Source organism: Brevibacterium sanguinis (assembly GCF_039528855.1).
In the GTDB taxonomy this organism is placed as follows: Bacteria; Actinomycetota; Actinomycetes; order Actinomycetales; family Brevibacteriaceae; genus Brevibacterium; species Brevibacterium sanguinis.
Window position 1 is genome coordinate 33,570 of sequence record NZ_BAAAMB010000016.1, and the last position, 20,350, is coordinate 53,919.

26 protein-coding genes and 2 tRNA genes are annotated in these 20,350 nt (G+C 68.4%); 10 read left to right on the forward strand and 18 right to left on the reverse strand.

The genetic code is table 11. The features are described 5' to 3' along the window. Position 1: 1 nt before the first annotated feature. The 8 genes from ABD154_RS16120 to ABD154_RS16155 all read right to left on the reverse strand — a co-directional run bounded on the left by ABD154_RS16120 (position 2) and on the right by ABD154_RS16155 (position 4,084). A complete protein-coding gene (locus tag ABD154_RS16120) occupies positions 2–166 on the reverse strand; it encodes a hypothetical protein (RefSeq protein WP_181365598.1) in 165 nt (54 codons plus the stop codon). Between the two features lie 145 nt (positions 167–311). Then, complete coding sequence (locus ABD154_RS16125; RefSeq protein WP_344251660.1) at positions 312–551, reverse strand: hypothetical protein; 240 nt, start codon at positions 549–551, stop codon at positions 312–314. Next, positions 548–2,359, reverse strand: coding sequence for a DNA cytosine methyltransferase (locus ABD154_RS16130; protein ID WP_344251661.1), 1,812 nt, complete (start codon positions 2,357–2,359; stop codon positions 548–550). The genes ABD154_RS16125 and ABD154_RS16130 overlap by 4 nt, the downstream gene beginning before the upstream one ends. Further along, positions 2,353–2,706 (reverse strand): hypothetical protein, encoded by a 354-nt coding sequence (locus tag ABD154_RS16135; RefSeq protein WP_344251662.1) that lies wholly within the window; start codon positions 2,704–2,706, stop codon positions 2,353–2,355. The genes ABD154_RS16130 and ABD154_RS16135 overlap by 7 nt, the downstream gene beginning before the upstream one ends. Next, positions 2,703–2,930 (reverse strand): hypothetical protein, encoded by a 228-nt coding sequence (locus ABD154_RS16140; RefSeq protein ID WP_344251663.1) that lies wholly within the window; start codon positions 2,928–2,930, stop codon positions 2,703–2,705. The genes ABD154_RS16135 and ABD154_RS16140 overlap by 4 nt, the downstream gene beginning before the upstream one ends. Positions 2,931–3,055: 125 nt before the next feature. Further along, entirely contained in the window at positions 3,056–3,226 is a 171-nt protein-coding gene (locus ABD154_RS16145) for a hypothetical protein (protein WP_344251665.1), read from the reverse strand. A gap of 175 nt (positions 3,227–3,401) precedes the next feature. Continuing rightward, positions 3,402–3,722, reverse strand: a complete 321-nt coding sequence (locus ABD154_RS16150) for a hypothetical protein (protein WP_344251666.1) — start codon at positions 3,720–3,722, stop codon at positions 3,402–3,404. Further along, a complete protein-coding gene (locus ABD154_RS16155) occupies positions 3,722–4,084 on the reverse strand; it encodes a hypothetical protein (protein ID WP_344251667.1) in 363 nt (120 codons plus the stop codon). The genes ABD154_RS16150 and ABD154_RS16155 overlap by 1 nt, the downstream gene beginning before the upstream one ends. Positions 4,085–4,310: 226 nt before the next feature. Here ABD154_RS16155 and ABD154_RS16160 point away from each other — a divergent pair, with 226 nt between their 5' ends. After that, entirely contained in the window at positions 4,311–4,550 is a 240-nt protein-coding gene (locus ABD154_RS16160; protein ID WP_344251668.1) for a hypothetical protein, read from the forward strand. A gap of 167 nt (positions 4,551–4,717) precedes the next feature. Here the strand turns inward: ABD154_RS16160 and ABD154_RS16165 are convergent, their stop codons facing one another. Continuing rightward, complete coding sequence (locus ABD154_RS16165; protein ID WP_344251669.1) at positions 4,718–4,960, reverse strand: hypothetical protein; 243 nt, start codon at positions 4,958–4,960, stop codon at positions 4,718–4,720. A gap of 161 nt (positions 4,961–5,121) precedes the next feature. Between ABD154_RS16165 and ABD154_RS18005 the strand changes: the two genes are divergently transcribed. Beyond that, positions 5,122–5,373 (forward strand): helix-turn-helix domain-containing protein, encoded by a 252-nt coding sequence (locus ABD154_RS18005; RefSeq protein ID WP_425546742.1) that lies wholly within the window; start codon positions 5,122–5,124, stop codon positions 5,371–5,373. On the opposite strand, the gene ABD154_RS16170 is transcribed toward ABD154_RS18005, so the two are convergent. The 6 genes from ABD154_RS16170 to ABD154_RS16195 all read right to left on the reverse strand — a co-directional run bounded on the left by ABD154_RS16170 (position 5,336) and on the right by ABD154_RS16195 (position 10,461). Then, positions 5,336–5,411, reverse strand: a tRNA-Lys gene (locus tag ABD154_RS16170). The two genes, ABD154_RS18005 and ABD154_RS16170, sit on opposite strands and share 38 nt — an antisense overlap. Before the next feature lie 102 nt (positions 5,412–5,513). Continuing rightward, positions 5,514–5,834 carry a GroES family chaperonin gene (locus ABD154_RS16175; RefSeq protein WP_140954658.1) on the reverse strand — a complete coding sequence of 107 codons (321 nt, stop codon included), beginning with the start codon at positions 5,832–5,834 and terminating at the stop codon, positions 5,514–5,516. After that, positions 5,827–6,114, reverse strand: coding sequence for a DUF3618 domain-containing protein (locus ABD154_RS16180; RefSeq protein ID WP_137826388.1), 288 nt, complete (start codon positions 6,112–6,114; stop codon positions 5,827–5,829). Before ABD154_RS16180 ends, ABD154_RS16175 begins: the two co-directional genes overlap by 8 nt. 95 nt (positions 6,115–6,209) lie before the next feature. Beyond that, a complete protein-coding gene (locus ABD154_RS16185) occupies positions 6,210–6,947 on the reverse strand; it encodes an ASCH domain-containing protein (protein ID WP_249121038.1) in 738 nt (245 codons plus the stop codon). A 3-nt stretch (positions 6,948–6,950) separates the two neighbouring features. Next, positions 6,951–8,561, reverse strand: coding sequence for a hypothetical protein (locus tag ABD154_RS16190; RefSeq protein ID WP_211978957.1), 1,611 nt, complete (start codon positions 8,559–8,561; stop codon positions 6,951–6,953). Between the two features lie 109 nt (positions 8,562–8,670). Then, on the reverse strand, positions 8,671–10,461 hold the full coding sequence (locus ABD154_RS16195; RefSeq protein WP_211978958.1) for a hypothetical protein: 1,791 nt from the start codon (positions 10,459–10,461) through the stop codon (positions 8,671–8,673). Between the two features lie 225 nt (positions 10,462–10,686). Here ABD154_RS16195 and ABD154_RS16200 point away from each other — a divergent pair. The 3 genes from ABD154_RS16200 to ABD154_RS16210 all read left to right on the forward strand — a co-directional run bounded on the left by ABD154_RS16200 (position 10,687) and on the right by ABD154_RS16210 (position 12,118). After that, positions 10,687–10,759 (forward strand) — tRNA-His (locus ABD154_RS16200). Between the two features lie 265 nt (positions 10,760–11,024). Further along, positions 11,025–11,663: a hypothetical protein gene (locus ABD154_RS16205; protein ID WP_211978959.1), complete on the forward strand. Its 639-nt coding sequence runs from the start codon at positions 11,025–11,027 to the stop codon at positions 11,661–11,663. Positions 11,664–11,704: 41 nt separating this feature from the next. Then, on the forward strand, positions 11,705–12,118 hold the full coding sequence (locus tag ABD154_RS16210) for a VOC family protein (RefSeq protein ID WP_211978960.1): 414 nt from the start codon (positions 11,705–11,707) through the stop codon (positions 12,116–12,118). A gap of 12 nt (positions 12,119–12,130) precedes the next feature. On the opposite strand, the gene ABD154_RS16215 is transcribed toward ABD154_RS16210, so the two are convergent. Continuing rightward, positions 12,131–12,802, reverse strand: coding sequence for a DUF1345 domain-containing protein (locus ABD154_RS16215; RefSeq protein WP_198499256.1), 672 nt, complete (start codon positions 12,800–12,802; stop codon positions 12,131–12,133). Positions 12,803–12,901: 99 nt separating this feature from the next. Here ABD154_RS16215 and ABD154_RS16220 point away from each other — a divergent pair, with 99 nt between their 5' ends. The 5 genes from ABD154_RS16220 to ABD154_RS16240 all read left to right on the forward strand — a co-directional run bounded on the left by ABD154_RS16220 (position 12,902) and on the right by ABD154_RS16240 (position 17,963). Beyond that, positions 12,902–13,786: a ribokinase gene (locus ABD154_RS16220; RefSeq protein WP_211978961.1), complete on the forward strand. Its 885-nt coding sequence runs from the start codon at positions 12,902–12,904 to the stop codon at positions 13,784–13,786. After that, positions 13,783–14,682, forward strand: a complete 900-nt coding sequence (locus ABD154_RS16225; protein WP_211978962.1) for a dihydrodipicolinate synthase family protein — start codon at positions 13,783–13,785, stop codon at positions 14,680–14,682. The genes ABD154_RS16220 and ABD154_RS16225 overlap by 4 nt, the downstream gene beginning before the upstream one ends. Positions 14,683–14,881: 199 nt before the next feature. Then, a complete protein-coding gene (locus ABD154_RS16230) occupies positions 14,882–17,086 on the forward strand; it encodes a choice-of-anchor I family protein (protein WP_211978963.1) in 2,205 nt (734 codons plus the stop codon). Positions 17,087–17,128: 42 nt separating this feature from the next. After that, on the forward strand, positions 17,129–17,530 hold the full coding sequence (locus ABD154_RS16235) for a transporter suffix domain-containing protein (protein ID WP_211978964.1): 402 nt from the start codon (positions 17,129–17,131) through the stop codon (positions 17,528–17,530). Further along, entirely contained in the window at positions 17,520–17,963 is a 444-nt protein-coding gene (locus tag ABD154_RS16240; protein WP_211978965.1) for a MarR family winged helix-turn-helix transcriptional regulator, read from the forward strand. Before ABD154_RS16235 ends, ABD154_RS16240 begins: the two co-directional genes overlap by 11 nt. A 38-nt stretch (positions 17,964–18,001) precedes the next feature. On the opposite strand, the gene ABD154_RS16245 is transcribed toward ABD154_RS16240, so the two are convergent. Both ABD154_RS16245 and ABD154_RS16250 read right to left on the reverse strand, forming a co-directional pair. After that, entirely contained in the window at positions 18,002–18,814 is an 813-nt protein-coding gene (locus ABD154_RS16245) for a siderophore-interacting protein (protein ID WP_211978966.1), read from the reverse strand. A gap of 95 nt (positions 18,815–18,909) precedes the next feature. Beyond that, complete coding sequence (locus ABD154_RS16250; RefSeq protein WP_211978967.1) at positions 18,910–20,244, reverse strand: glutaminase; 1,335 nt, start codon at positions 20,242–20,244, stop codon at positions 18,910–18,912. Positions 20,245–20,350 lie beyond the last annotated feature (106 nt).

Genomic DNA, 20,350 nt, shown 5'->3' on the forward strand with positions numbered 1-20,350 from the left:
GTCACTCCTCGATTCGCTTCGGTTTCGTGTGATCGCATCCGTCGCAGCACCAGCCCTGCTTCAGGTGCTGGGTGGTCTTGCACTGGATGACGGTGGCACCACAGTGGCGGCACGCGAACACAGGGTGGTCGCACATCTTGTGCGAGCAGTTCTTCATCAGCACCATCAGTCGTCCTCCTCGGTGTCGTGGTGGCAGTCAGGGCAGCATGGGCGGCCTGTGTCGCCCGTCAGGGCTTTGCAGGAGATCTCTGTGGCCGCGCAGTTCGCGCACCGGCGGCGAGCGCGGCCGGGTGTGTAGTTCTTCTGGCCGCTCATACCGGGAAGTCTTCGTAGTTGTCGGCGTACTCGTAGTACCGCGTGTAGGGAACGGCGTCGTCGGGGTTGAGGCGGATCGTGCGGGTCGTGTGGTCGGCCAGGTAGCCCTGCTGGGTGGTTCTGAGGCTGTTCACACCGTTCGCGAACGCCTCGGCGGCAGAGACGGCCGGGAGTTCGGTCACGGTGAGCTTCTCGTCGCCGTCGGGGTGGATTTTGGTGATGCGTAGGTAGCTCATGCCGCCTCCTCGAGCAGGGAAGCCACCGCGATGCGGATCAGATCCCGCGCCGCAGGTGGTGTGACCGCGTTGCCAGCCATGCGCACCTGGTCCCTCTTGTTGCCGAGCAGCACGTACTCGCCGGGAAACGCCATGCCGAGCTTGATCTCGTGTGGTGAGAGCATCCGGAACAGACAGTCCATGACGTCGATCGACGCCGACGTCGCGAGGCCGTGATGGGTGCCGGACGCCGCGAACGTGTCGAACGGTGCCGATGTCGGCTTCGGCCGGTTGTTGTTGCGCAGCGGCACGATCACACCGTGGCCTGCGCTGTCCGAGACGACCGTGGGCAGCGGTTCTTTCTGCGGGTCGATGTCGCGGACACGGTCACGGAACTGTGTCAGGAACGGCGTGCCGGCCGGTTCGTGCCCGGGCGGGATCACCACACCCTTTGACGCCGAGGTGTGCATGGTGCGGAGCGGTTCGCTCTCCGACCAGATCCGGTAGTAGTCGCCGCCCCGGCGAGGATCTGCCGAGTCGTAGGTGTGGCCCGCGGCCTCGAGGTGCATCGCCGGCACCTGCACGACACCGTGAGCTTCGCGCGTCGTCAGTGTCCGCAGAGGGTCCGTCGTCGGGTGCGCGCCGTCGTGCCATGTGCCGCCTGCCGGGACGAGCAGTGACGCATGGAGTCCGCCGGCGACGAACGTCGGTGCGGCCTCATCGACACTCGTGGTGCGGGAGCTGTCGGCACCGGAGACGTTGTTGACGATCAGCGGCGGCACGGCCAGGCCGGTCTCGGCGCGGGTCGTCTGCGTGCGCAGCGCCTCGGCCGACGACTGAGCGGTCTTGCCGTCCCGGCCCTCGACGGGCACGATCAGCGACTGGTGACCGGCAGTGGTGAGCGTGCGCATCACCTCCGAGGTCGGCGTGCTCATGCGACCCGCGTTGTCGCCGGCGGGGACGGAGTTGTTGCGCATGAGGAACGGTTCGACGTACTTCTTCAGCCCCGCCTCAATGCGGCGCATCGTCTTCGCCGCCAGCGGTTTCTCCCGATCACCGATGCGCTGCGCGGGCAGTGACCAGTCGATGATCGACGATGCAGGCAGCCAGCCAGGTTCGACGACGGCATTGCGGCAGGATGTGCGCGGGCACCGCCACACGTACTGGGTGCGGTAGCGGCCCCAGTTCGGGGTCTTCTTGAACACCTGGATCGCCTGAACCACCTCGTCACATTGCGTGCAGAATGCGAGCGGACGGAGGCGCTCGAAGTTCGGTCGCGGGTTGCCCTTGAGCCAGAAGACGACATACATGCGGTCCCGCGACTGCGGCGCCGGGAGACCGAACGCCTGTGCGTGCATCGAGTTGAGGTAGACGACGTGGTGGTCGTAGCCGAGGCTGTCCATCGCATGCAACCACGCATCCCACATCACCCACCGGGCCGCGTCGACGACATTCTCGGTGATGATGATCTTGTACTGGTGGTGCTCGGCGAACCGGGGCACATCCCACATCGTCGCGCGCGAGCGTTCGGCTGCCTCGTCGGGCTTGTCGAAAAGGGACTCGGCCTGTCGTGCGCGTTTCACGCCCTTCGCCACGGAGTGGTTCGTGCACTCCGGTGATGCCCAGAGGATGTCCGAGTGCGGGAAGTAGCGTGGGTCGATCTGGGAGACGTCGGCGAGGACGTGGTCGGCGTCCTGATGGTTCGTGTTGTGGGTTTCGATCGCGAGCTTCCAGTGGTTCGTCGCGACCTTCACATCGACACCCGGGACGTCGAGCGCACCCGTGGATGAACCGCCGGCGCCGCAGAACATGTCCGTCATCGTCAGCATGGCACCTCCACGAGTTCCCCGGTGCCCGGGTCGCGGCGAGAGATGTGGAGGCGTGGGGCATCAGGCGCGCGGTGGACGATCCTGGCCCTCCATGCTGTCGGTGCCCTGTTGATGAGGTCGACGAATCCCTTGAGTGTGGCTCGGCGGAGTCGGGCACGGAGGACGTCGGAGACGACACTCACCGCGGCCTCCTGAGTCAGGGTGAACCCGTAGTACTCGGCCTTCCCCGTCGCAGGGTCGACCTCGTGGATCTCCCACACGCGCTTCGCGAACGGGATTGTGAGCTCCTGCTTCCGCCCTGCGGGGAGGACCGTGGTGCGCTGCACGCGGATGGTGAAGACGCTCACTGCCCGTCACCGTCCTCGACGTTCAGCCACGCCTCATCGGTGACCTCGTAGAGGCGCATCGGCTTGCCGTGGTTGCCGCCGGCGACGTCGAGGTTCGTCGTCGTGCCAGCGGGGGTGATTACGCCGCGGTGGAGCAGCTTCCGGTACCGGGCTGAGAGGACGCGCGGGTTGACGACGAGCCCGTGCTCGTTCGTGAGCTCGGCGCGCACCAGGTTCGGGTCCACGAAGCCGGCCTCCCTGCGAGCGACCGCGCGCACCGCGGTGTCGATGCGGCGCTGATCCCGGCCGTGCACGTGCGTCGACGCGTTCACCGCGTCGACGGCCTCCTCATGAGGGCCACGCACCGCGGTCACCGCTTCTCACCCGCATCCCACGCCGCGGCGAGCACGCCGGCAGCCATAAGGGCGAAGCCGGCGACGTTGAGGCCGTTCGTCGTCAGGGTCTGCGCCGAGGCGACGAGGTACATGAGAGCACCGACCGCGATGAGCGGGAGCCACACGAGGTTGAAACGGCGACGCACGAAGATTCGCCTCCTGTCACGGGCGCGTTCACGCTCCGTGTCCTGGGGTTGGTCTAGAATGGTGTTCACGATCGATCCGATCTACTCGGCCCTCGCCCTGCCCGGCGGGGGTCACTTCTTTTCTGCGGGGTCAGAGTGGATGCTGGGGCTTCCCCTTCCACCAGCACCCACCCCGTCAATGGGGCGACGCCACCTCGGCGTCGACATCCGCGTCCGGGATGAGGCGAGCGCGGAGTGGTGCCACGAGTTCGTCTTCGGTGTTGGCTGCGATCTCGGCGATGGAGTCGGTGGCTTCGTCGACGACGCGGAGGAGTGCGGTGGCGATGAGGCCGAGGTTCTCTACTGGGGTGTTGTAGTCGAAGCCGAGGGTGCGGAGTTCCTTCTCGAGCTGCTTGGTGCGGAGGATCGCGACCTGCCGGACGGCGAAGATCTGGCCGACGAACTCCTCGCGATCGCGTTTCGCATTGGGGTCAGTGGTGAAGCCGAGGGTGTTCATCAGTTGCAGTCTCCTGCCGATTGGATGGGGTGGGCGATGAGTGAGGTGGGGACTGTCGGTTCCGGGGTGAGGACGGTGAAGCGGAGTCGGGAGGTGGAAAGTCTGATGCGTTCTTCCTCCTCAACTGCGGCACCGGTGGCAATGAGGTCGTCCTGCTCACCACCGATGACCTGAGTTGTCTTGTCGGTCACTCGGGCGAGGACGGCATCGATGCGGGCGAGGTGGGCCATGGGGAACCCGTCGCGCTTCGCAGCCCGGTAGCCGCGGAGGACCGAGACGAGACGCTCAGCGGCGATGATCGCTTCGTTGATGGTGTCCTGCCGGCGGACCGTGGATGGGGTGGGCGTGGGTTCAGCGGTCATCATCGACCTCTCGCTCGGTGGTGGGGTGGGTGTGCGGGTGCGGCCGCGACGGTGACCCCTCACTAGCGGCCGCACCCGAGGCACCGACATCTGCGACCGGGGTTCTCGTCCCGGGAGTTCTGTCAGTGCCGTCCCTTACGATGTCCCCACCAGGCGAGGTGTCCGCCTCTCCTGGTGCCATAGGGGACGCGAGCAGCGCGTCACCGTAACCCGTAAGGGAGTTCTCATGGATGAGGCATTCGAGATCAGCAGCAAGTTCATGAACACGATCGAGGCCAGCACCGAGGCTCTGCCCCATCGCTTCGACGGCGCGGAGAGCCTTGAGGACAAGCTCGAGGTTCTGGTTCAGATCAACAGCGACCTGACTACGGCACTCAGCCAAGCGCTCATCGAACTCGACGCGCGAAACTATTCTTTCGCCGAGGCTCTTGCTGGCGTGATGACCAAACTTGACGAGAGCGACTGACAAGTCCTCCAACTGCTGAAACGCTCGAGCACGGTCTTCGGTGATCCGAGAACGCTTGAGCTGCGGTGAAGGCCCGATCTTCCTCTGAGCCGCCTTGAGCTCTTTGAGCTTCGCCTCGACACGGTCACGCCCAGCACCGAGCTCGCCGGCGGTCTGGCCCACCGCGCTCACGACGCTGCCCGCTTCGGCACGGCGGGGGAGTGGTCGGCAGTGTCGACCGCTTCGCCGGCGGCGAGCGCCGCGATCTGAGCGCGGTAGTAGCGCCGGTGTCCCGAAGGCAGCGTGATGGAGTCAATGTCGCCTCGTTCGGCCATACGGGCGAGCGAGCGAACGGCGACTTTCAACATCGCGGCGGCGTCGCCAGGGTGAAGCAACTCTTCTGAGTCGCCATGAGTCCGAATCGTTGTCATGCGACCAACCTAGAGGACTATTCGGACGAATGCAACAACGTTTCGTAGTCAGTATTCCGTTTTGTCCGATCTGTCGCTATACTGTTGGCATGGAGACGAAAGCGCAGGACTCAGTACCGACGGAAGTCAGCGGCGATGCTATCGCGGGTCGTCGCATCCACATGCTGATGTGGGATTCCAAACTCTCGCAGCGGAAGCTCGCCCCGCAGCTGGGCATGACCCAGGCGAACCTCTCGAAGAAGGTGCGTGGCGAGCGAGGATGGTCGGTCGATGACCTCCTCGCGGTCAGCCGCTTCTTTGACGTGTCGGTGTCCTACCTGGTCGGGGAAACGGAAAACCGCCGTCCGGATGATCCGAACGGCGGTTCTGACTTCGTGGTGCGCCCCCCGGGACTTGAACCCGGAACCCACTGATTAAGAGTCAGTTGCTCTGCCAATTGAGCTAGAGGCGCGTGCCGCGCACGTTGCGCAACGAGAATTAATACTACTCAGGAGCCCGCCTCGCGTGCAAACCGAATCCGGGGATTTTCCGGTTTTGTGACTGAGGTCGCAGGTCAGAGGTACATTCCCGCGCTCGACTGCTCGGCCGGCTCGGAGATCGCATGGACGTCGCGCTCCCGCAGCAGCACGTACGCCTGACCTTCGAGCTCCACCTCGGCGCGGTCTTCGGGATCGTAGAGCACGGTGTCGCCGAGGTTGGCCTGCCGCACGTGCGGCCCGGCGGCGACGACTTCGCCCCAGACCAGCCGCCTGCCCATCGTGGCCGTGGCGGGGATGACGATGCCGGCCGCCGACTTGCGCTCACCGGCCTCCTCACCCGGATCGACGAGGATCCGGTCGTGGAGCATTCGGATCGGCAGAGCAGTGTCAGGCACGCTCGTCCCGACCGGAGAACCCGACGATGAGGGCGGCGACGCCGAGCACGGCACCGGCGCCGAGGGCGATGGCCTCGGTCTTGGGGGAGCCGTCCTCATTGATGACGGTCGACTTCGCCTTGTCGACGGCGCGGTTGAGCAGGGCTTTCGGGTGCAGGCGTCCCACCAGTTCGTCGATGTTGCCGGTCAGCCGCTCCTCGCGCAGCCGGATCGATTCGGCCAGCTGTGCTTGGGTGGCGTTGTCGACGGTCACATCTGAGGTGTAGACGTTGTCAGTCATCGGGTCGAATCCTCCGAGTCGCGAATGCATTGTTCACCTGTGACTGGGCGTCACAGGACCTTGCCGTCCAGCTTAGCCGTTGACTTCTCCCGGTGTCAGATACACGGCTCGGAGTGCCGGAATCTCACGACGTCGACTGTGGCATCGCGCGGTATGTCCGGATAGTGCCCGCGCAGACTGGTGCGATAGTCGTCGGCGGTCGTCGTCCCGGTCAGGCCGAGACCGGCTTCCGTCAGTTCGGTCAGCGGTGTCGGCTCGACGGAGTGGATCTCGATGGGCACCGGATCGCGGTCGGTGTTTTCGAAGTACGCAAGCGCGGGTCCGACGACGGGGGACTCTCCCCAGCGGACCGTGACGGTCTTGCTGCCGTTCTCGACCGCCTCGGCGTAGCGGGCATTGAACCTCAGCACCCGGAGGGGACCTGCATCAGGATGCCGGTAGGAGGTGGGAAGGAGCGCAGCGATGGGAACGACCGTCGCCGAGGCGGCTGATCGGTGCGACGAATCATCGCCGGGGAGGGCGACGAGGATGTCGGGGTGAAGGTCGAGAAGCGTCTGACGGCATCGACCGCAGGGCGCGAGAAGCCCGCGATCCCGATCCCCGACCGCGGCGATGGTCACGAGCGGACCCGCGCCTGCGGTTGCCGCCGCACCGATCGCCACGATCTCAGCGCAGGGTCCGCCGGTGAAGTGGTAGACATTGACGCCGAGGTGGATGCGGCCACGCGTGTCCATGGCCGCTGCCGCAACGGTGTGGTTGGCATCCTCACCGAGCATCGTCACCAGGTCCTCGGCTGCGGCGATGACGCGCAGCTCAGCGGCCTGGGGCTCCACCGCTCAGTCCTGCTGCTTGTTGCGGCGGCCGACGAGGAAGAGGATGAAGCCGACAGCGGCCATGCCGAACGCGGCGAGGACGAGGACCGGCCACGAGCTCACGATCGTCGAGATGAGCGACTCGCCGAACGAGCTCGCCGGCTGATTGTTGCCGCGCGGTGCCGTCTGGTCGCCGCCGGTGATGAGGTCGGTGTCGTCCTCGGGAGTCGGGACATCGGGATTGCGGGGGACCGGGTCCGAATAGTCCGGGTGCGGTGCGCTTCCGCCGCCGGGCACCCAGCTGTCGCCCGCATCGCCGGGGATGACATCGCGATCGGTGCCCTGCCCGTTGCCCGTCGACGGGGCTTCGGTGTTCTCCTCGTCGCCGGCGCCAGTGCCTCCGTCGGCACCGGACGAGGCATTCGCGTCGGCTCCGTCGGCACCGGTGCTCGGTGACGGGCTCGGGCGCTCGTCACCGCCGTTCGCGGCGGAGTTCGCTGATCCCTCAGCCGATGCTCCCGCCTCGGCGCGTCCGTCCGCAGTCGCCGACGAATCCCCGCGGGACCCGGATCCGTCCGAGCCCGAGGAGCCTTCCGATCCCGCGCCGCTGTCGTCGCCCGGTGAGTTCGCGTCGGACGACGTCGAGGAATCGCCGCCGTCGGAGCGGCCGCCGTCGGAACCGCCACTCGAGGTGCCGCCGCCCCCGGCGGTCGAGGAACCGTCGTTCGACCCCGTCGATCCGCCGTCGGAATCAGGGTAGGGCGTCCCGGTGACGGTGATCGTGTTCGTGCCGTTGACGTCTCTGACCTCGAAGTCCCATTCCGGATCACTGGTGAAGTTCGCGAACGTCACCGGGCGGTCCGTCGCCGGGTCGATGACCTCACCGGCCGCGTTGAGCGAGAACGTCGTCGGCACTGCGGCGGGGGCTCGGTTGTCGATGGGGTTGCCGCTGTCATCGGTCTCACCGTTCGCCTCGGCGCCGGTGTCGGTGTCCGGGGAGTCGCCGGCGGCACCGGGATCCGACCCGGCATCTGAGTCCGACCCGGCATCGGAATCGGAGGGCGCCTCGGTCGACTGCGCCGGCACACGAGCCCGCGACGGGGGACCGGAGAACTGGGCGCCGACCCAGCTCTCGGGCATGCCGGCGTCACCGTCGGGGAGCTTGAGCTGCTTCGTGTCAGTGTCCCAACCGGCGCGCAGCGGAACGGTCTTCGCCGCGCAGGGCTCGCCGTCCGGCGCGGTGGTCGGGTCCTCGCACCTGGGGTCATCGGTCCCGCCGCCGTCGGCAGCGCCGTCACTGTCCGCATCGGGGCCGGGGATGACGCCGTCGGATTGGCTTGTGCCATCGGCGCTCGCGGTCGAACCGTCCGCCGAGGTGGAGCCGTCGGCCGACCCGCCCGATGAGGCGGTGCCGTCGGTTCCCGAGCCGGAATCGGCTTCGGCGCCGGACTCCGCGCTCGCCCCATCCGCACCCGCATCGGAGTCAGCGGTCGCCGCTGACCCGGCATCCGCCTCGGCGACGGCCGGAGCTGCATGCACAGGGGTGGGGGCGAGCGTCAACGGCAGCGCCACGAGGGTAAGAGCAGTGCCGAAAGCGGCCACGGTGCGGCTGAGCTCTCGAGTGGTGATCGACACTGTGGTCCTTCGGGTGGAGATTCCGGTCAACGTCCCTTCAGGGTGGCATGACGCGAAGGCGCGCCGGCCACCATCATAGTGGCTGAGCGAACGCTGTAAAAGCGCGCGGTCAGCCGCCCGGGGTCGCGGGCTTCTTCGGGTAGGCCCGGATCGTCGAGTCGGGGCCGTCGACGATGGCGAGATTGCCCGCGTCCGTGACGGCGAGCAGTCGCGTGTCGGACCGGTACGCCGCCTGTCCGGCAAGGAGGCATGCCGCTTCGCTGTCGATCGTGCAGGGAACGATCGTGCCCTTGGGCTCGGAGAGGTTGATGTCGCGGCCGGAGGTGTCGACGAGGAGCAGACCCGTTTCGAGGTCGAAGAGGTACGGGCCGATGTAGGCGCGCTGCCCGCCCTGACCGCGGACCCACGACATCTCGCCGACGATGTCGGTCGTCGTCGTCACCGTCGAGAGGATCGAGCCGTCCTCGAGGGAGTGGACGACGAGCTGGATGCGGTGACCGCTGTTCGTCGACGCCCCCTGCTCGCCCCACAGGGCGATGACCTTGCCGTGGCCGGCGGAGATCCATTTGATGATGCGCAGGCCGTCGGCTGGGGATTCGAGCCCGATGCTGCGCTCGTCGCCGCTGGTGATGTTCGTCGCCACGACGGGCCCGTCGTAGTCGGCACTGTAGAGCTCGCCGTTCTCGACGGCCATCGGGGTCGACCCGCTGTCGGGGGTGGGAATGTCGATGAGGCCGTCCTGGCCGAAGGTCGCGAGCTTGTTGCCGGACTTGACGAGCACGCTCGTGCCCGCGGAGGAGATCCGCGCGTTCGTCGGCAGCTGGTAGGTCTTCGGGGTGCTCTCGCCGTCGAAGAGCGCCTGCGCGGAGTCGCCGACCTGCCACAGGAGGGCGGCGCGGCCGTCGATGCGGGTGTCGACGGCGAAGGTCGGGGCCTCATCGGTCTGTCCGGAGTAGCGGACCGTGCCGTCGGCGGCGTCGAGGACCTCGAGGTTGCCGCCGTCGACGACGAGGACACCGCGGTCGGAGGCCGTCACCGAGGCGGTGCCCGGGATCTTCGCCTGCCACGTCGGCGTGTTCGCGAAGCTCGGGACGATGTCGTCGGTCTTCTCCACCGAGATGTCGGAGGCGGGGTTGAGCTGCTGGTCGGAGGCGATGGTCTGCGGGGAGTCCGTGGCGTTCGTCGGCACGATGTTGGGCACGACGAACGCGCCGATCATGAGGATGGCCATGCCGATGAGGACGAGGCCGGGAACCGTGAGCCTGCCCAGTCGCGTCTTTCCCGACCGCGGCCCGCGTGTGCGCGGCGGTTGCTTGCGCGGCGGCTTCTGCTTCGGTGCCGCAGGCGCCTGTGCGGCCGGACCCGAGTACGGGGTGCCGAGCGGATACTCATCCGCGGTCGAGCCCGCATCGGTCGTCGCCGGCCCGGTGCTATCGGTGGCGCGGTCGTGGCCGTCGGTCGCGCGGTGGGCGGCGTCCGCCTCGGCGGGGGACTGCGCGGACGTCGAGGACTGGGCGGATGCGGGGGAGGCGTCCGGAGTGGACCCCTGACCAGGGGAGTCGACCTCGGAGTCGATCCTGGCGGGGACGGTGATCGGCTGGGTGTCGTCGGCGGCCCGCGCCGAGGTGGTCCCCAGGGTCGGCTCGGGCGCGGCGCTTCTCGTCGCGCCGAGTTCGGTCTCCGTGGTCTGCGCCGGGACGATCCTGCCGGTTACGTCGATCTCGACGTCGACTCCCTGGGCGCCGTCGCCGATCGTCACGGTCACCGGAGTCTCCGTGGCGCGCGCATAGTCGCCGAGGTACGCCATGGCCTGACCGGTGTCGGTGTAGCGACTCGTCGCCCCATCGAGGGACAGGTAGGCATACCCGTCCTGGGAGACAGAGATCAGCGCACGTGGCATGTAATAGGGGTCCTTGAGCAGGTCGACGGCAGGGCGGTGACAATCCTAGTGAATGAGTCGTGCACCTCCCACCGAGTTTCCGAAACCGTTATACATCTCTACGGAATCGTTGCACGTCAGGAGATCTGCGTCTCATTATTCCCGTCCGTGCCTGCTGGTTTGCCCGGCAGCGGCCTGGGCGGTTAAGCTATATCTTGCTGTCTGCACCTCTGTGCGGGCTGTGTGGTGGGTATAGCTCAGCTGGTAGAGCGCCGCGTTGTGGTCGCGGATGTCGCGGGTTCAAGTCCCGTTACTCACCCCGATGGGAAAGCCCCGTGGATCCTGAGGAATCTGGATCCACGGGGCTTCTCGCATGTCCGCACCGAGGTGGTCCCGTGCCGAGGCGTGCCCACGCCCAGGTGGTCCCGCACCGAGGTGGTCGCCTCGGGCGTCCGATGTTCCAGTCCTGTCACCGTCTGTGCCCTGTTGAGCACCTGTGGGCAGGGTGTGCGCGGCTAACGTCGATCTCGTTCGATCAGTCGCCTGCCGAGAGCCGGTGACGACCATTCCGTGAAAGGGACATCATGAACCGCCCCACCAGACTCGTCGCCCGCTCCGCCGCTCTCGCCGCCGCTGCCCTGCTCACTCTCTCGGCCTGCGGTGCCGCCGGAGACGCGGAGGAGTCGGCCGATTCCGAAGCCGGCTCCGTCGCCGTCGAGGAGACCACCGAAGCCGCCCCCGAAGCCTCGTCCACCGAGGCGGCTGCTCCGGCTGGGGAGGGCACGCAGGTCGAGATCGGCCAGGAGCTCACCGACAGTGAGACCGGCGATGTCATCACCATCGTCTCCGCGGTCCGCAACAATCCCACCGAATACTACGAAGCCTCCGACAACCCCGACGGTGAGATGGTCTACCTCGAGGTCAAGGTCGTTCCCGGTGAGGACTACGGCGGCACGATCAGCGCCTCGGACTTCTACCTCGACAGTGCCGGCGAGGAGGTCAATTATGCCTCGACTGCTGACGACGAGCTCACGGCCGCCGGCTTCACCTACTTCGAACGCGCGCCGCGCCGCGACGGCGAGCACACCGGCTTCATCCCCGTCTACGTGAGCCAGACCGCCGACACGCTCAAGGGCGCGTACGTCCGCCCCGAGGCGAAGGTCCTCGGCGAGGACCAGACGATCCCCGAGTTCCGCGGAGACTTCGAGGTTCCCGCCTCCTGAGCAGGGCCTCCTCAACGAGGCCTCCTGAGTTAGGCTCAGACATGAGCGATTTCCCGCGCCTGCTCCACACCGTCCTCGACGCCGAGGACCCGCGGTCCCTCGCCGAGTTCTACCGGCAGTTCCTCGGACTGCGCTACCGCAGCGGCGACGAGCCGCCCGTCGACGGCGGACCCGACGACGCCGACTGGCTCGTCCTCGTCGACGCCGAGGGCCGGCGCACGCTCGCGATCCAGCAGACCGACGAGCTCACCCCGACGACCTGGCCCGATCCGGCCGTGCCCATGCAGCTCCACCTCGACTTCACGGTGCCCGACACCGCAGCGCTCGAGACCCACCGCGCCCGGGCCCTCGACCTCGGGGCGCGCCAGCTCCTCGACCGCGCGGACGACCCTGACGAGCTTCTCTACGTCCTCGCCGATCCCGCAGGCCACCCCTTCTGCGTGTTCGTCGCCTGAGTCTCCTGCTCCTCAGGCCATCGTCACAAGCTTCTGGAGGACCTGGAAGGCGACGGCGACGACAAGCGCGTTGTAGAAGAACGCGATGATGCTCTGGAGCAGGACGATGCGGCGGGCGGCGATCCCGCACACCTCGACGTCCGAGGTCGCGAACGACGTGCCGATCGTGTAGGAGAAGTAGAGGTAGTCGAGGGTCGTCGGGAGGTCGGCTGTCGGGAAGCGCAGCTCCCGTTCGTCATTGGCCGCCTCGGTGACCTCATAGATCTCGGCGAACGCGATGTGGAGCATGAGCCACGAGAGGATGATGCCCGCGCTCGCCGCGAACAGGATCGTCGTCTGGTCGGCGCCGCCGTCCGCGGAGTCCTGGGTGACCATCGCGGTGATCGCCGCATTCGCCCCGACGACCGCGGCGAGCAGCGGGGGAATCCACAGCCACTTGACGACCGCTCGGGCCTCCGTGCGATCTCCGGCCTCGGGCTGTCGGCTGCCGTTCCACACGACGATGAGCCCGACGCCGAGGTAGACGACCGTCACCGCCTCCCACAGCAGCAGCGCCCACAGGGTGTTGGTGACGAGGTAGAGGACGCACGTGAGGACGATGAGCGTCTGCGCCGCCCCGCTGATCCACTGTCCCGCCCCGTAGCGCCGAACCGTCGGGCGCGCTTCCGTCGAATCATCGGCCATGGCCCGAATATACGTCATCCCACGACCCCGGCCTCGGCACCGAGACACCTCCCTGCGCCGGGACACCTCCCGTGTCCGAGGCGGGGGTTAGAGTGAGGTGTGTCCGCATTCGCCCTCCCGCTCACCGTCGTCGGCAGCATCAACGCCGACATCACCGCGGTCACCGACCGCCTGCCCGGCCCCGGAGAGACCGTCGGCGGCGGCACGCTGTCACGCAGCCCCGGAGGGAAGGGCGCGAACCAGGCGGCCGCGGCGGCCCGCCTCGGCGCCGTGACCCGGATGGTCGGGGCCGTCGGCGCGGATCCGACGGGACGGGAGATGACCGCGGACCTGCGTGAGGCCGGCGTCGACGTCAGTGCCATCGCCGAGGTGGACGCCGAAACGGGGACCGCGCTCATCACCGTCGACGCCCGCGGCGAGAACACGATCGCCGTGTGCGAAGGGGCGAACGCCCAGGTCAGCGCCGCCGGACTGAGGTTCGACGAGACGGACACCGTGCTCACGCAGCTCGAGATCCCGCTCGAGGTCATCAGCGACCTCGCCCGCACCGTGCGCGGCTGGTTCGTCATCAACGCCGCCCCCGCGATTCCTCTGCCCGCCGAGGTCGTCGACCGTGCTGATCTCATCATCGTCAACGAATCCGAGTACGCCGCGCTGCCGCAGCTGGCCACGGCTCGCCGGGTGGCCGTGACCTACGGGGCGCAGGGATCGGCCCTGCTCGAGAACGGTGAGCAGATCGCGTTCGCACCCGCCGAGACACTCACCCCGGTGAGCACCGTCGGGGCCGGCGACGCCTTCTGCGCGGCCCTGACCATCGCCCTGCGCTCCGGCATCCCCGCCGCCGACGCCCTGCGCGTCGCCAACGCCGTCGGGGCGATCGCCGTGGCCAGTCCCGACGCGCGACCGTCCTTCCCGCCGCTCGAACACCTCATCGCCACCCTCGACGGAGACCCATCGACGACGAGAGAACGGACATCGTCATGATCGCCCTCACCGGCCTCAGCGCCTTCCCGCTCACACCCATCCGCGACGGCAGCCTCGACGAGGTCGCCTTCGACGGGCTCATCGACCGCCTCGTGACCGCCGGCGTCGATTCGATCGCCCCGCTCGGGTCGACCGGGGTGGGCCCCTACCTCAGCGTCGGCACCCGCGCCTTCGTCGCCCGCGCCGCCGTGGAGCGCGCCCAGGGCATCCCCGTCATCGTCGGGATCGGAGCGCTCAGCCAACGCGATGTGCTCGCCAACGCCGCCGCGGCCGAGGAGGCCGGGGCCTCAGCACTCCTCCTCGCCCCGATCAGCTACCACCCGCTCACCGCGGACGAGGTCGTCGAGCTCTTCCGCGCCGTCACCTCGGCGACGGACCTGCCCGTCATCGTCTACGACAATCCGGGGACGACGCACTTCACGTTCACGACCGACCTCTACGGACGGCTGAGCGAGCTCGACGGCGTTGCCGCGATCAAGATCCCCGGCCTGCCGCTGTCTGAGGGGGAGTGGACGCAGCGGGTCGCCGACATCCGGGAGGCGACCGCGGAGGGCACAGCGATCGGCGTCTCCGTCGACGCGTACGGCGCCGACGGCCTCCTCGCCGGCTGCGATGCGTGGTTCTCCGCGATCGGGGGCACTCTGCCCGAGCCGATGCTCGCGATCACCCGCGCCGCACAGTCCGGGGACGCCTACCTCGCCCGCGAGCTCTCCGCCGAGCTCCAGCCGCTGTGGGACCTCTTCGCCGCCCACGGCGGGAGCCTCCGGGTGGGGGCGGCGATCGCCGAGCACCTCGGCCTCGTCACCGGCGACAGCCTGCCCGCACCCCTGCACGGGCTCGACGCCGAGGCCAAGCGCGCAGCCGCCGAGGTCGTCGACGCCCTCGGTCTGCGCTGAGGTCCCCGCCGGCAGCTGGTCCGCAGACACCGGCAACCGGCCCTGCCTGAGCCTGCCGGTCACAGCGTCACCGGCGCGCAGACCGACCCCGGCTCTTCACCTGCCGTCCATCTGAGGTTCCGGCCGGAGACAACTCCCTGCCCATATATGGAGGTGGGCGGGCCGTTGCCGCCTGCCGCCGCCACGACTCGGAGACCCGATGACGCATACGAAGACGATCACCGCCGCCCTCACCTCACTTCTCCTCACCACCGGTCTCACCACTGGGCTCACCGTCACCGGCGGTGCCGGGGCGAGTGCGGCGGAAGTGCCCGACCCGATCAGCTCCTCGGCACCGGACGCTGAAGTCGAACTCGGCTTCCTCGGCTCCTATGAGACCGGCCAGTTCGACGAATCCGCCGCAGAGATCACCGCGACCTACGGCGACACCGTCTTCACCGTCAACGCCCAGGCGGCGACCGTCGACATCATCGACGCCTCCGATCCGACGAACCCGACGAAGACCGGCGAGATCACCGGGACCGGGGTCGCGAACTCGGTGGCGATCCGCGACGACGGCCTCGGCGTCATCGCCCTCGAAGACGCGGACAAGACCCAGCCGGGAACGCTGCTGTTCTTCGACGCGAACTCACCCGAGGCGACGGTGCTCGGCTCGGTCACCGTCGGCTCCCTGCCCGACATGGTCGCCCTCACCCCCGACGGCACCCGGGCGCTGACGGCGAACGAAGGCGAACCCGCCGACGACTTCTCGACGGACCCCGAAGGGTCGATCGGCGTCGTCGATCTCCCCGCCGAGGTGGCCGCCCCGTCCCAGGACGCGGTGCGGATCGCGGACTTCAACGACTTCGAGGAGGGCGGCTCCAAGACCCTGCCCGCCGACGTCCGGGTCTTCGGCCCCAACCCCGACGGCGACCTGCCGGTGTCGCGGAACCTCGAACCGGAGTACATCACCGTGGCCGGCGACAAGGCGTACGCGACGCTGCAGGAGGCGAACTCGGTCGCCGTCGTCGACATCGCCTCCGCCGAGGTCACCGAGATCCTCCCTCTCGGCTTCAAGGACCACGGGCAGCCGGGCAACGGCCTCGATCCCTCCGACCGCGATCCCGAGGACGCCCCGACGATCAACATCGCCGAATACCCGGGACTCAAGGGCACCTACATGCCCGACACGATCTCGACGTTCTCCGCAGGCGGCACCGACTACCTCGTCACCGCCAATGAGGGCGACTCCCGCGAATGGGGAGACTTCTCCGATGCCGCCCGCGCCAAGGATCTCGGCGACGACGGCCTTGCGCCGGTCTGCGAGTCCTCGCCGCTGGCCGACCGGCTCGGCGATGACGAGCTCGGACGCCTCAACGTCATCACCGACCTCGGCCTCAGCGAGGACGGCAGCTGCTACGAGGAGCTCTACTCCTTCGGCGCCCGCTCGTTCGCGGTGTGGACGACCGACGGTGAGCTCGTCGCCGATTCCGGTGACGAGTTCGAGCGGCTCACCGCCGAGGCGAATCCCGACTTCTTCAACTCCAACCACTCCGAGTCGAACCTCGAGGGACGCAGCGACGACAAGGGTCCGGAGCCCGAGGCGCTGACGATCGGCGAGGTCGGCGGAACGACGTATGCGTTCATCGGCTTCGAGCGCGTCGGCGGCATCGCCGCCTACGACCTCACCGATCCCGCGCAGCCGAAGTTCGCGACCTACTTCAACAACCGCGACTTCTCCGTCTCCGTCGAGGACGAGATCGAGGCCGCCGAGGATCCGACGGCCCTGCTCGCCAGCGCCGGTGACCTCGGCCCGGAGGGCATCACGTTCCTCAGCCCCGACGAATCGCCGTCCGGGGAGGCCGCCCTCGTCGTCGGCAGTGAGGTGTCCGGCACGACGAGCATCTACTCGATCGCCGATCTCAGTAACGGCGGTGGCGGGTCGGACGCCGGTGCCGATGACAATGCCGGCGCCGATGACAATGCCGGGGCCGGGGACAACGCCGGCGCCGAGGCGGATGCCGGGGCCGGCGACAACGCCGGGGCTGACAGCACCGCCGGGTCCGACGCGGATGCGTCCGGCGCAGACGAGACCGCAGGCGCCGAGGCGGACGCCGGCGCTGAGGGCACCACCGCGGCGACCGGGTCGACCGCAGGCGGCCAGGACGCCGACGGATCGGATGCGAAGGGGAGCGGCGCGGACGCACAGGGCGCCGAAGCGGACGCGAGCGGCTCATCGGCCTCAGCGGCAGCGGGCGCCGATCCGGACGCGAGCGCTGACTCTGCCGACGACGGCGACGAGAACGCGGGCTCGCTGCCGCGCACCGGTGCCGACCTCGGGCAGTACCTGCTCATGGGGGCGCTTGCGGTCGGACTCATCGCCATCGGCGTCGTCGCATTCGTCGTGACGCGGAGGAAGCGCTGACCCGAGTTGACTCATTTAGTTTAGTCAACTAAACTAAATGACATGACAACGAAACCCCGCACCCGCAAGGCTCCCGCAAAGGGAGCGAAGAAACCACTCCGCTTCAAGTTCGGAATCGCCCTGCTCATCCTCTATCCGCTCTTCTTCCTCATCATCCCGATCGCTCCGTTCCTGCCCATCGACGCCGGCAGCAAGGTCGGACTCGTGGCCGGCGTCCTCGCCGCCGGGGAAGGCGTCCTGCTGCTCGCCATCGCGTGCGTCGGCAAGGAGGCGTTCCAGGCGATCAAGGCGAAGATCCTCCGCCGGAAGAAGAAGCCCGCGACTGAGGTGAGTGAGACGACGGCCGAGACGGTGACCGACACGTCGAGCGACACGGCGACCGACGCCCCGGCGGCGAAGCCCGCCGTGGTCGGTGCCGTGAGGCAGGCGCGTCATGCCGGATGAGGCCGAGGCCCGCGCGGCCGCCGCGCGGATCAATACGCTCCTGGTCGAACTGTGGCGCGTCTCCGAAGGGGAGGGTCCGCAGTACGACGACTTCGAGCTCACCGCTCAGCAGCACACGGTCCTCGAGCGGATCGCGAACAACCCCGAGATCACCTCGGGGGAGCTCGCGGCCGACCTCGGAGTGACGAAGGGGGCGATCAGCCAGCATCTCGGCGTCCTCGAGGCGGGCGGCTACATCGCCCGCCGCCGCAGCGAGCGCGACGGGCGCGTGCAGGTCCTCGAGCTGCAGGACCGCGGCAGGAAGTACCGCGACGCGCTGGTCAGCTACGAGGACTTCCTCGTCGACCGCTACCTCGAGCGGCTCTCCGCCGAGGATCTCACCGAGATCGCCGCGGCCCTGTCAAAACTCAAGGGCGCGTTCACATCCGACTGACGCGCTGAGAACCCCATCCCGCCCATCGGCCGGGTCGATCACTCGATCTGGCCGATGGGTTCGCGCTTCTCGGCCTGGAACTGGTCCTCGGCCCGTCCGCGCGCCCAGTACGCGGAGATCGACAGCGCCTCCCGGGGCACCTCCCGCTCTTTGAGGATCCGCCGGATCGCCTTGATCGTCTCCCGCTCACCGTGAGCGAAGACCTGCGGCGTCCCCGCCGCCCAGGGCAGGTCGCTCACCGCGGCGATGAGGTCCTCATCGGAGTCGACCCAGGTCACGGTCAGTCCTGCCGGGACCGCGGGGAGGAGGCGGTCGGCGGAGTGCGCGACGGCGAGGAGGACGTGGCCGGTCGCCTCGGCGTCCATCGCCTCGATCGCCGAGCTCACCGCGGGCAGCGCCGTGTGGTCGCCGATGAGCAGATGCCACGGCGATGCCGGAACGGGGCGGTAGGCCCCGCCGGCACCCATGAGGACGAGCGTGTCCCCGGGCTGCGCGGCCTTCGCCCAGGGGCCCGCGATGCCCTCGTCGCCGTGGACGACGAAGTCGATCGTCACCCGCTTGGCCGCGACATCCATCTCCCGGACCGTGTACGTGCGGTTGCGGGGCAGGGTCTCCGGTGCCGTCTCCCGCAGGGCGGCGAGGTCGTAGGGCGGGGTGAGGCCGTGCGCGGGATCGGCGAACATGATCTTGACGTACTTGTCCGTCGAGTCGTTGTTCCTGATCGCGTCGAACCCCTCGCCGCCGGCGACGATCCGGACGAGATGCGGGCTCACCGTCTCCGTGCTGATGACGGAGAGGATGGCCTGCGGGCGATCCGGGCGCTTCGTCCGGGCGGGGGCGGGAGTCGACATGCGGGGGCCTTTCGCTGTAGGTGGAGTTAGGTTCACCTTAGCAAATCCCGCCGAGGTGGTCGCCGGCATCGCGCCACCGCAAGCCGGCGAGGCGGTCAGGACACCTGATCGGCGAAGTCGTCGCGCACCCGCCGCAGCCCGCGCAGGTCGAGATCGCGCAGCTGCTTCGGCGACTCGAGGATCTCGACCCCGGGCAGCGCCGAGGACGGTCCGCTGCAGCCCATCGAGTTCTCCGGGTCGAGGAGGACGACCTGCTTGCCCTCCTCGCCGAGTCGCCGCAGCGCCTCGACGATCATCCGGCGGGCCACCTCGTTGATCGAGTACACCCGGCGCAGGTCGAGGGCGAAGACGTCGATGGCGTCGTCGGGGGAGGCGATCTCGCGCATGACGTTCTCCGCGCCGCTCCACTGGATGAGCCCCTGGAGGCTGACGATGCGGACCATGTCGCCCTTCGCATCGACGAAGCGCCGATCGCGGCGGATGATCGAGCGGGCGGGCTCCGGTGCGTTCATGATGTGGAGGCCGAGGTCGGCCGACAGCGAGCGGAAGATCTTCGCTCCGCGCACGCTCGTGCCGTGCTTGTCGAGCTTCGGCGAATACGTCGCGATGCCCACCTGGCCGGGCAGGACACCGAAGAGGCCGCCGGACACGCCGCTCTTGGCGGGCACCCCGACCTCGGTCATCCAGTCACCGGCGGCGTCGTACATGCCGCACGTCATCATCACTCCGAGCACCTGCCGGTTGACCCTCGGGGAGAGCACCCGCTCGCCGGTGATCGGGTTGACCCCGCCGCCGGCGAGGGTGGCGGCCATCATCGCGAGGTCCCGGACGCTGACGAGGACCGAGCACTGGTTGATGTAGCCCTGGACGACCTCGTCGGGATCGTCGGTGATGACGTCGTAGGACCGGAGCATGTTGGCGATCGCTATGTTGCGGTAGGCCTGCTGCCATTCCCCGGCGGCGATGTGCTCATCGACGCGCAGCTGCCGGCCGGCGAACCGGGAGAGTCCGGCGCGGACGATCTCCGTGCGCTCGGCCAGGGTCGCGTTCTCCCCGCCGAGGAGGGAGTGGATGGTGATGGCCCCGGCGTTGATCATCGGGTTGAGCGGTTTGCCCGAGGTCTTGTCGAGGGAGAGCTCGTTGAACGCCTCACCGGTGGGTTCGACGCCGACCTTGTCGAGGACGGCAGGAATGCCGAGGGCCTCGAGGGCGATGCCGTAGATGAAGGGCTTCGACATCGACTGGATCGAGAACTCGAAATCGGAGTCGCCGGAGTCGTAGAGGACGCCGTCGAGCGTCGAGATGCTGATCGCGAGCTTGTTCGGATCCGCGGCCGCGAGGTCGGGGATGTAGTCGGCCATCGCACCGCTGCGGTCGTGGCGATGACGCTCGAGCGTCTCATCGAGGAAGTCGGGAATGGGGGATCGCACAGCACCTCCTTCGGGGCAGTGTCGGCTGTCGGCCGCACGAGCGCGGGCCGACTGCCATTCTCACACACGAGGCCGCCGGATCGGCCACCCGAGACACGCGATGCCC

Coding starts and splice junctions, on each gene's coding strand:
- ABD154_RS16245 (WP_211978966.1), bottom strand. CDS start 18,814: ATGTCGACTCCCGCCCCCGCCCGGACGAAGCGCCCGGATCGCCCGCAG.
- ABD154_RS16235 (WP_211978964.1), top strand. CDS start 17,129: ATGACAACGAAACCCCGCACCCGCAAGGCTCCCGCAAAGGGAGCGAAG.
- ABD154_RS16155 (WP_344251667.1), bottom strand. CDS start 4,084: ATGACCGCTGAACCCACGCCCACCCCATCCACGGTCCGCCGGCAGGAC.
- ABD154_RS16165 (WP_344251669.1), bottom strand. CDS start 4,960: ATGACAACGATTCGGACTCATGGCGACTCAGAAGAGTTGCTTCACCCT.
- ABD154_RS16130 (WP_344251661.1), bottom strand. CDS start 2,359: ATGCTGACGATGACGGACATGTTCTGCGGCGCCGGCGGTTCATCCACG.
- ABD154_RS16205 (WP_211978959.1), top strand. CDS start 11,025: ATGAACCGCCCCACCAGACTCGTCGCCCGCTCCGCCGCTCTCGCCGCC.
- ABD154_RS16230 (WP_211978963.1), top strand. CDS start 14,882: ATGACGCATACGAAGACGATCACCGCCGCCCTCACCTCACTTCTCCTC.
- ABD154_RS16215 (WP_198499256.1), bottom strand. CDS start 12,802: ATGGCCGATGATTCGACGGAAGCGCGCCCGACGGTTCGGCGCTACGGG.
- ABD154_RS16180 (WP_137826388.1), bottom strand. CDS start 6,114: ATGACTGACAACGTCTACACCTCAGATGTGACCGTCGACAACGCCACC.
- ABD154_RS16195 (WP_211978958.1), bottom strand. CDS start 10,461: ATGCCACGTGCGCTGATCTCTGTCTCCCAGGACGGGTATGCCTACCTG.
- ABD154_RS16125 (WP_344251660.1), bottom strand. CDS start 551: ATGAGCTACCTACGCATCACCAAAATCCACCCCGACGGCGACGAGAAG.
- ABD154_RS18005 (WP_425546742.1), top strand. CDS start 5,122: ATGCTGATGTGGGATTCCAAACTCTCGCAGCGGAAGCTCGCCCCGCAG.
- ABD154_RS16225 (WP_211978962.1), top strand. CDS start 13,783: ATGATCGCCCTCACCGGCCTCAGCGCCTTCCCGCTCACACCCATCCGC.
- ABD154_RS16120 (WP_181365598.1), bottom strand. CDS start 166: ATGGTGCTGATGAAGAACTGCTCGCACAAGATGTGCGACCACCCTGTG.
- ABD154_RS16150 (WP_344251666.1), bottom strand. CDS start 3,722: ATGAACACCCTCGGCTTCACCACTGACCCCAATGCGAAACGCGATCGC.
- ABD154_RS16160 (WP_344251668.1), top strand. CDS start 4,311: ATGGATGAGGCATTCGAGATCAGCAGCAAGTTCATGAACACGATCGAG.
- ABD154_RS16240 (WP_211978965.1), top strand. CDS start 17,520: ATGCCGGATGAGGCCGAGGCCCGCGCGGCCGCCGCGCGGATCAATACG.
- ABD154_RS16210 (WP_211978960.1), top strand. CDS start 11,705: ATGAGCGATTTCCCGCGCCTGCTCCACACCGTCCTCGACGCCGAGGAC.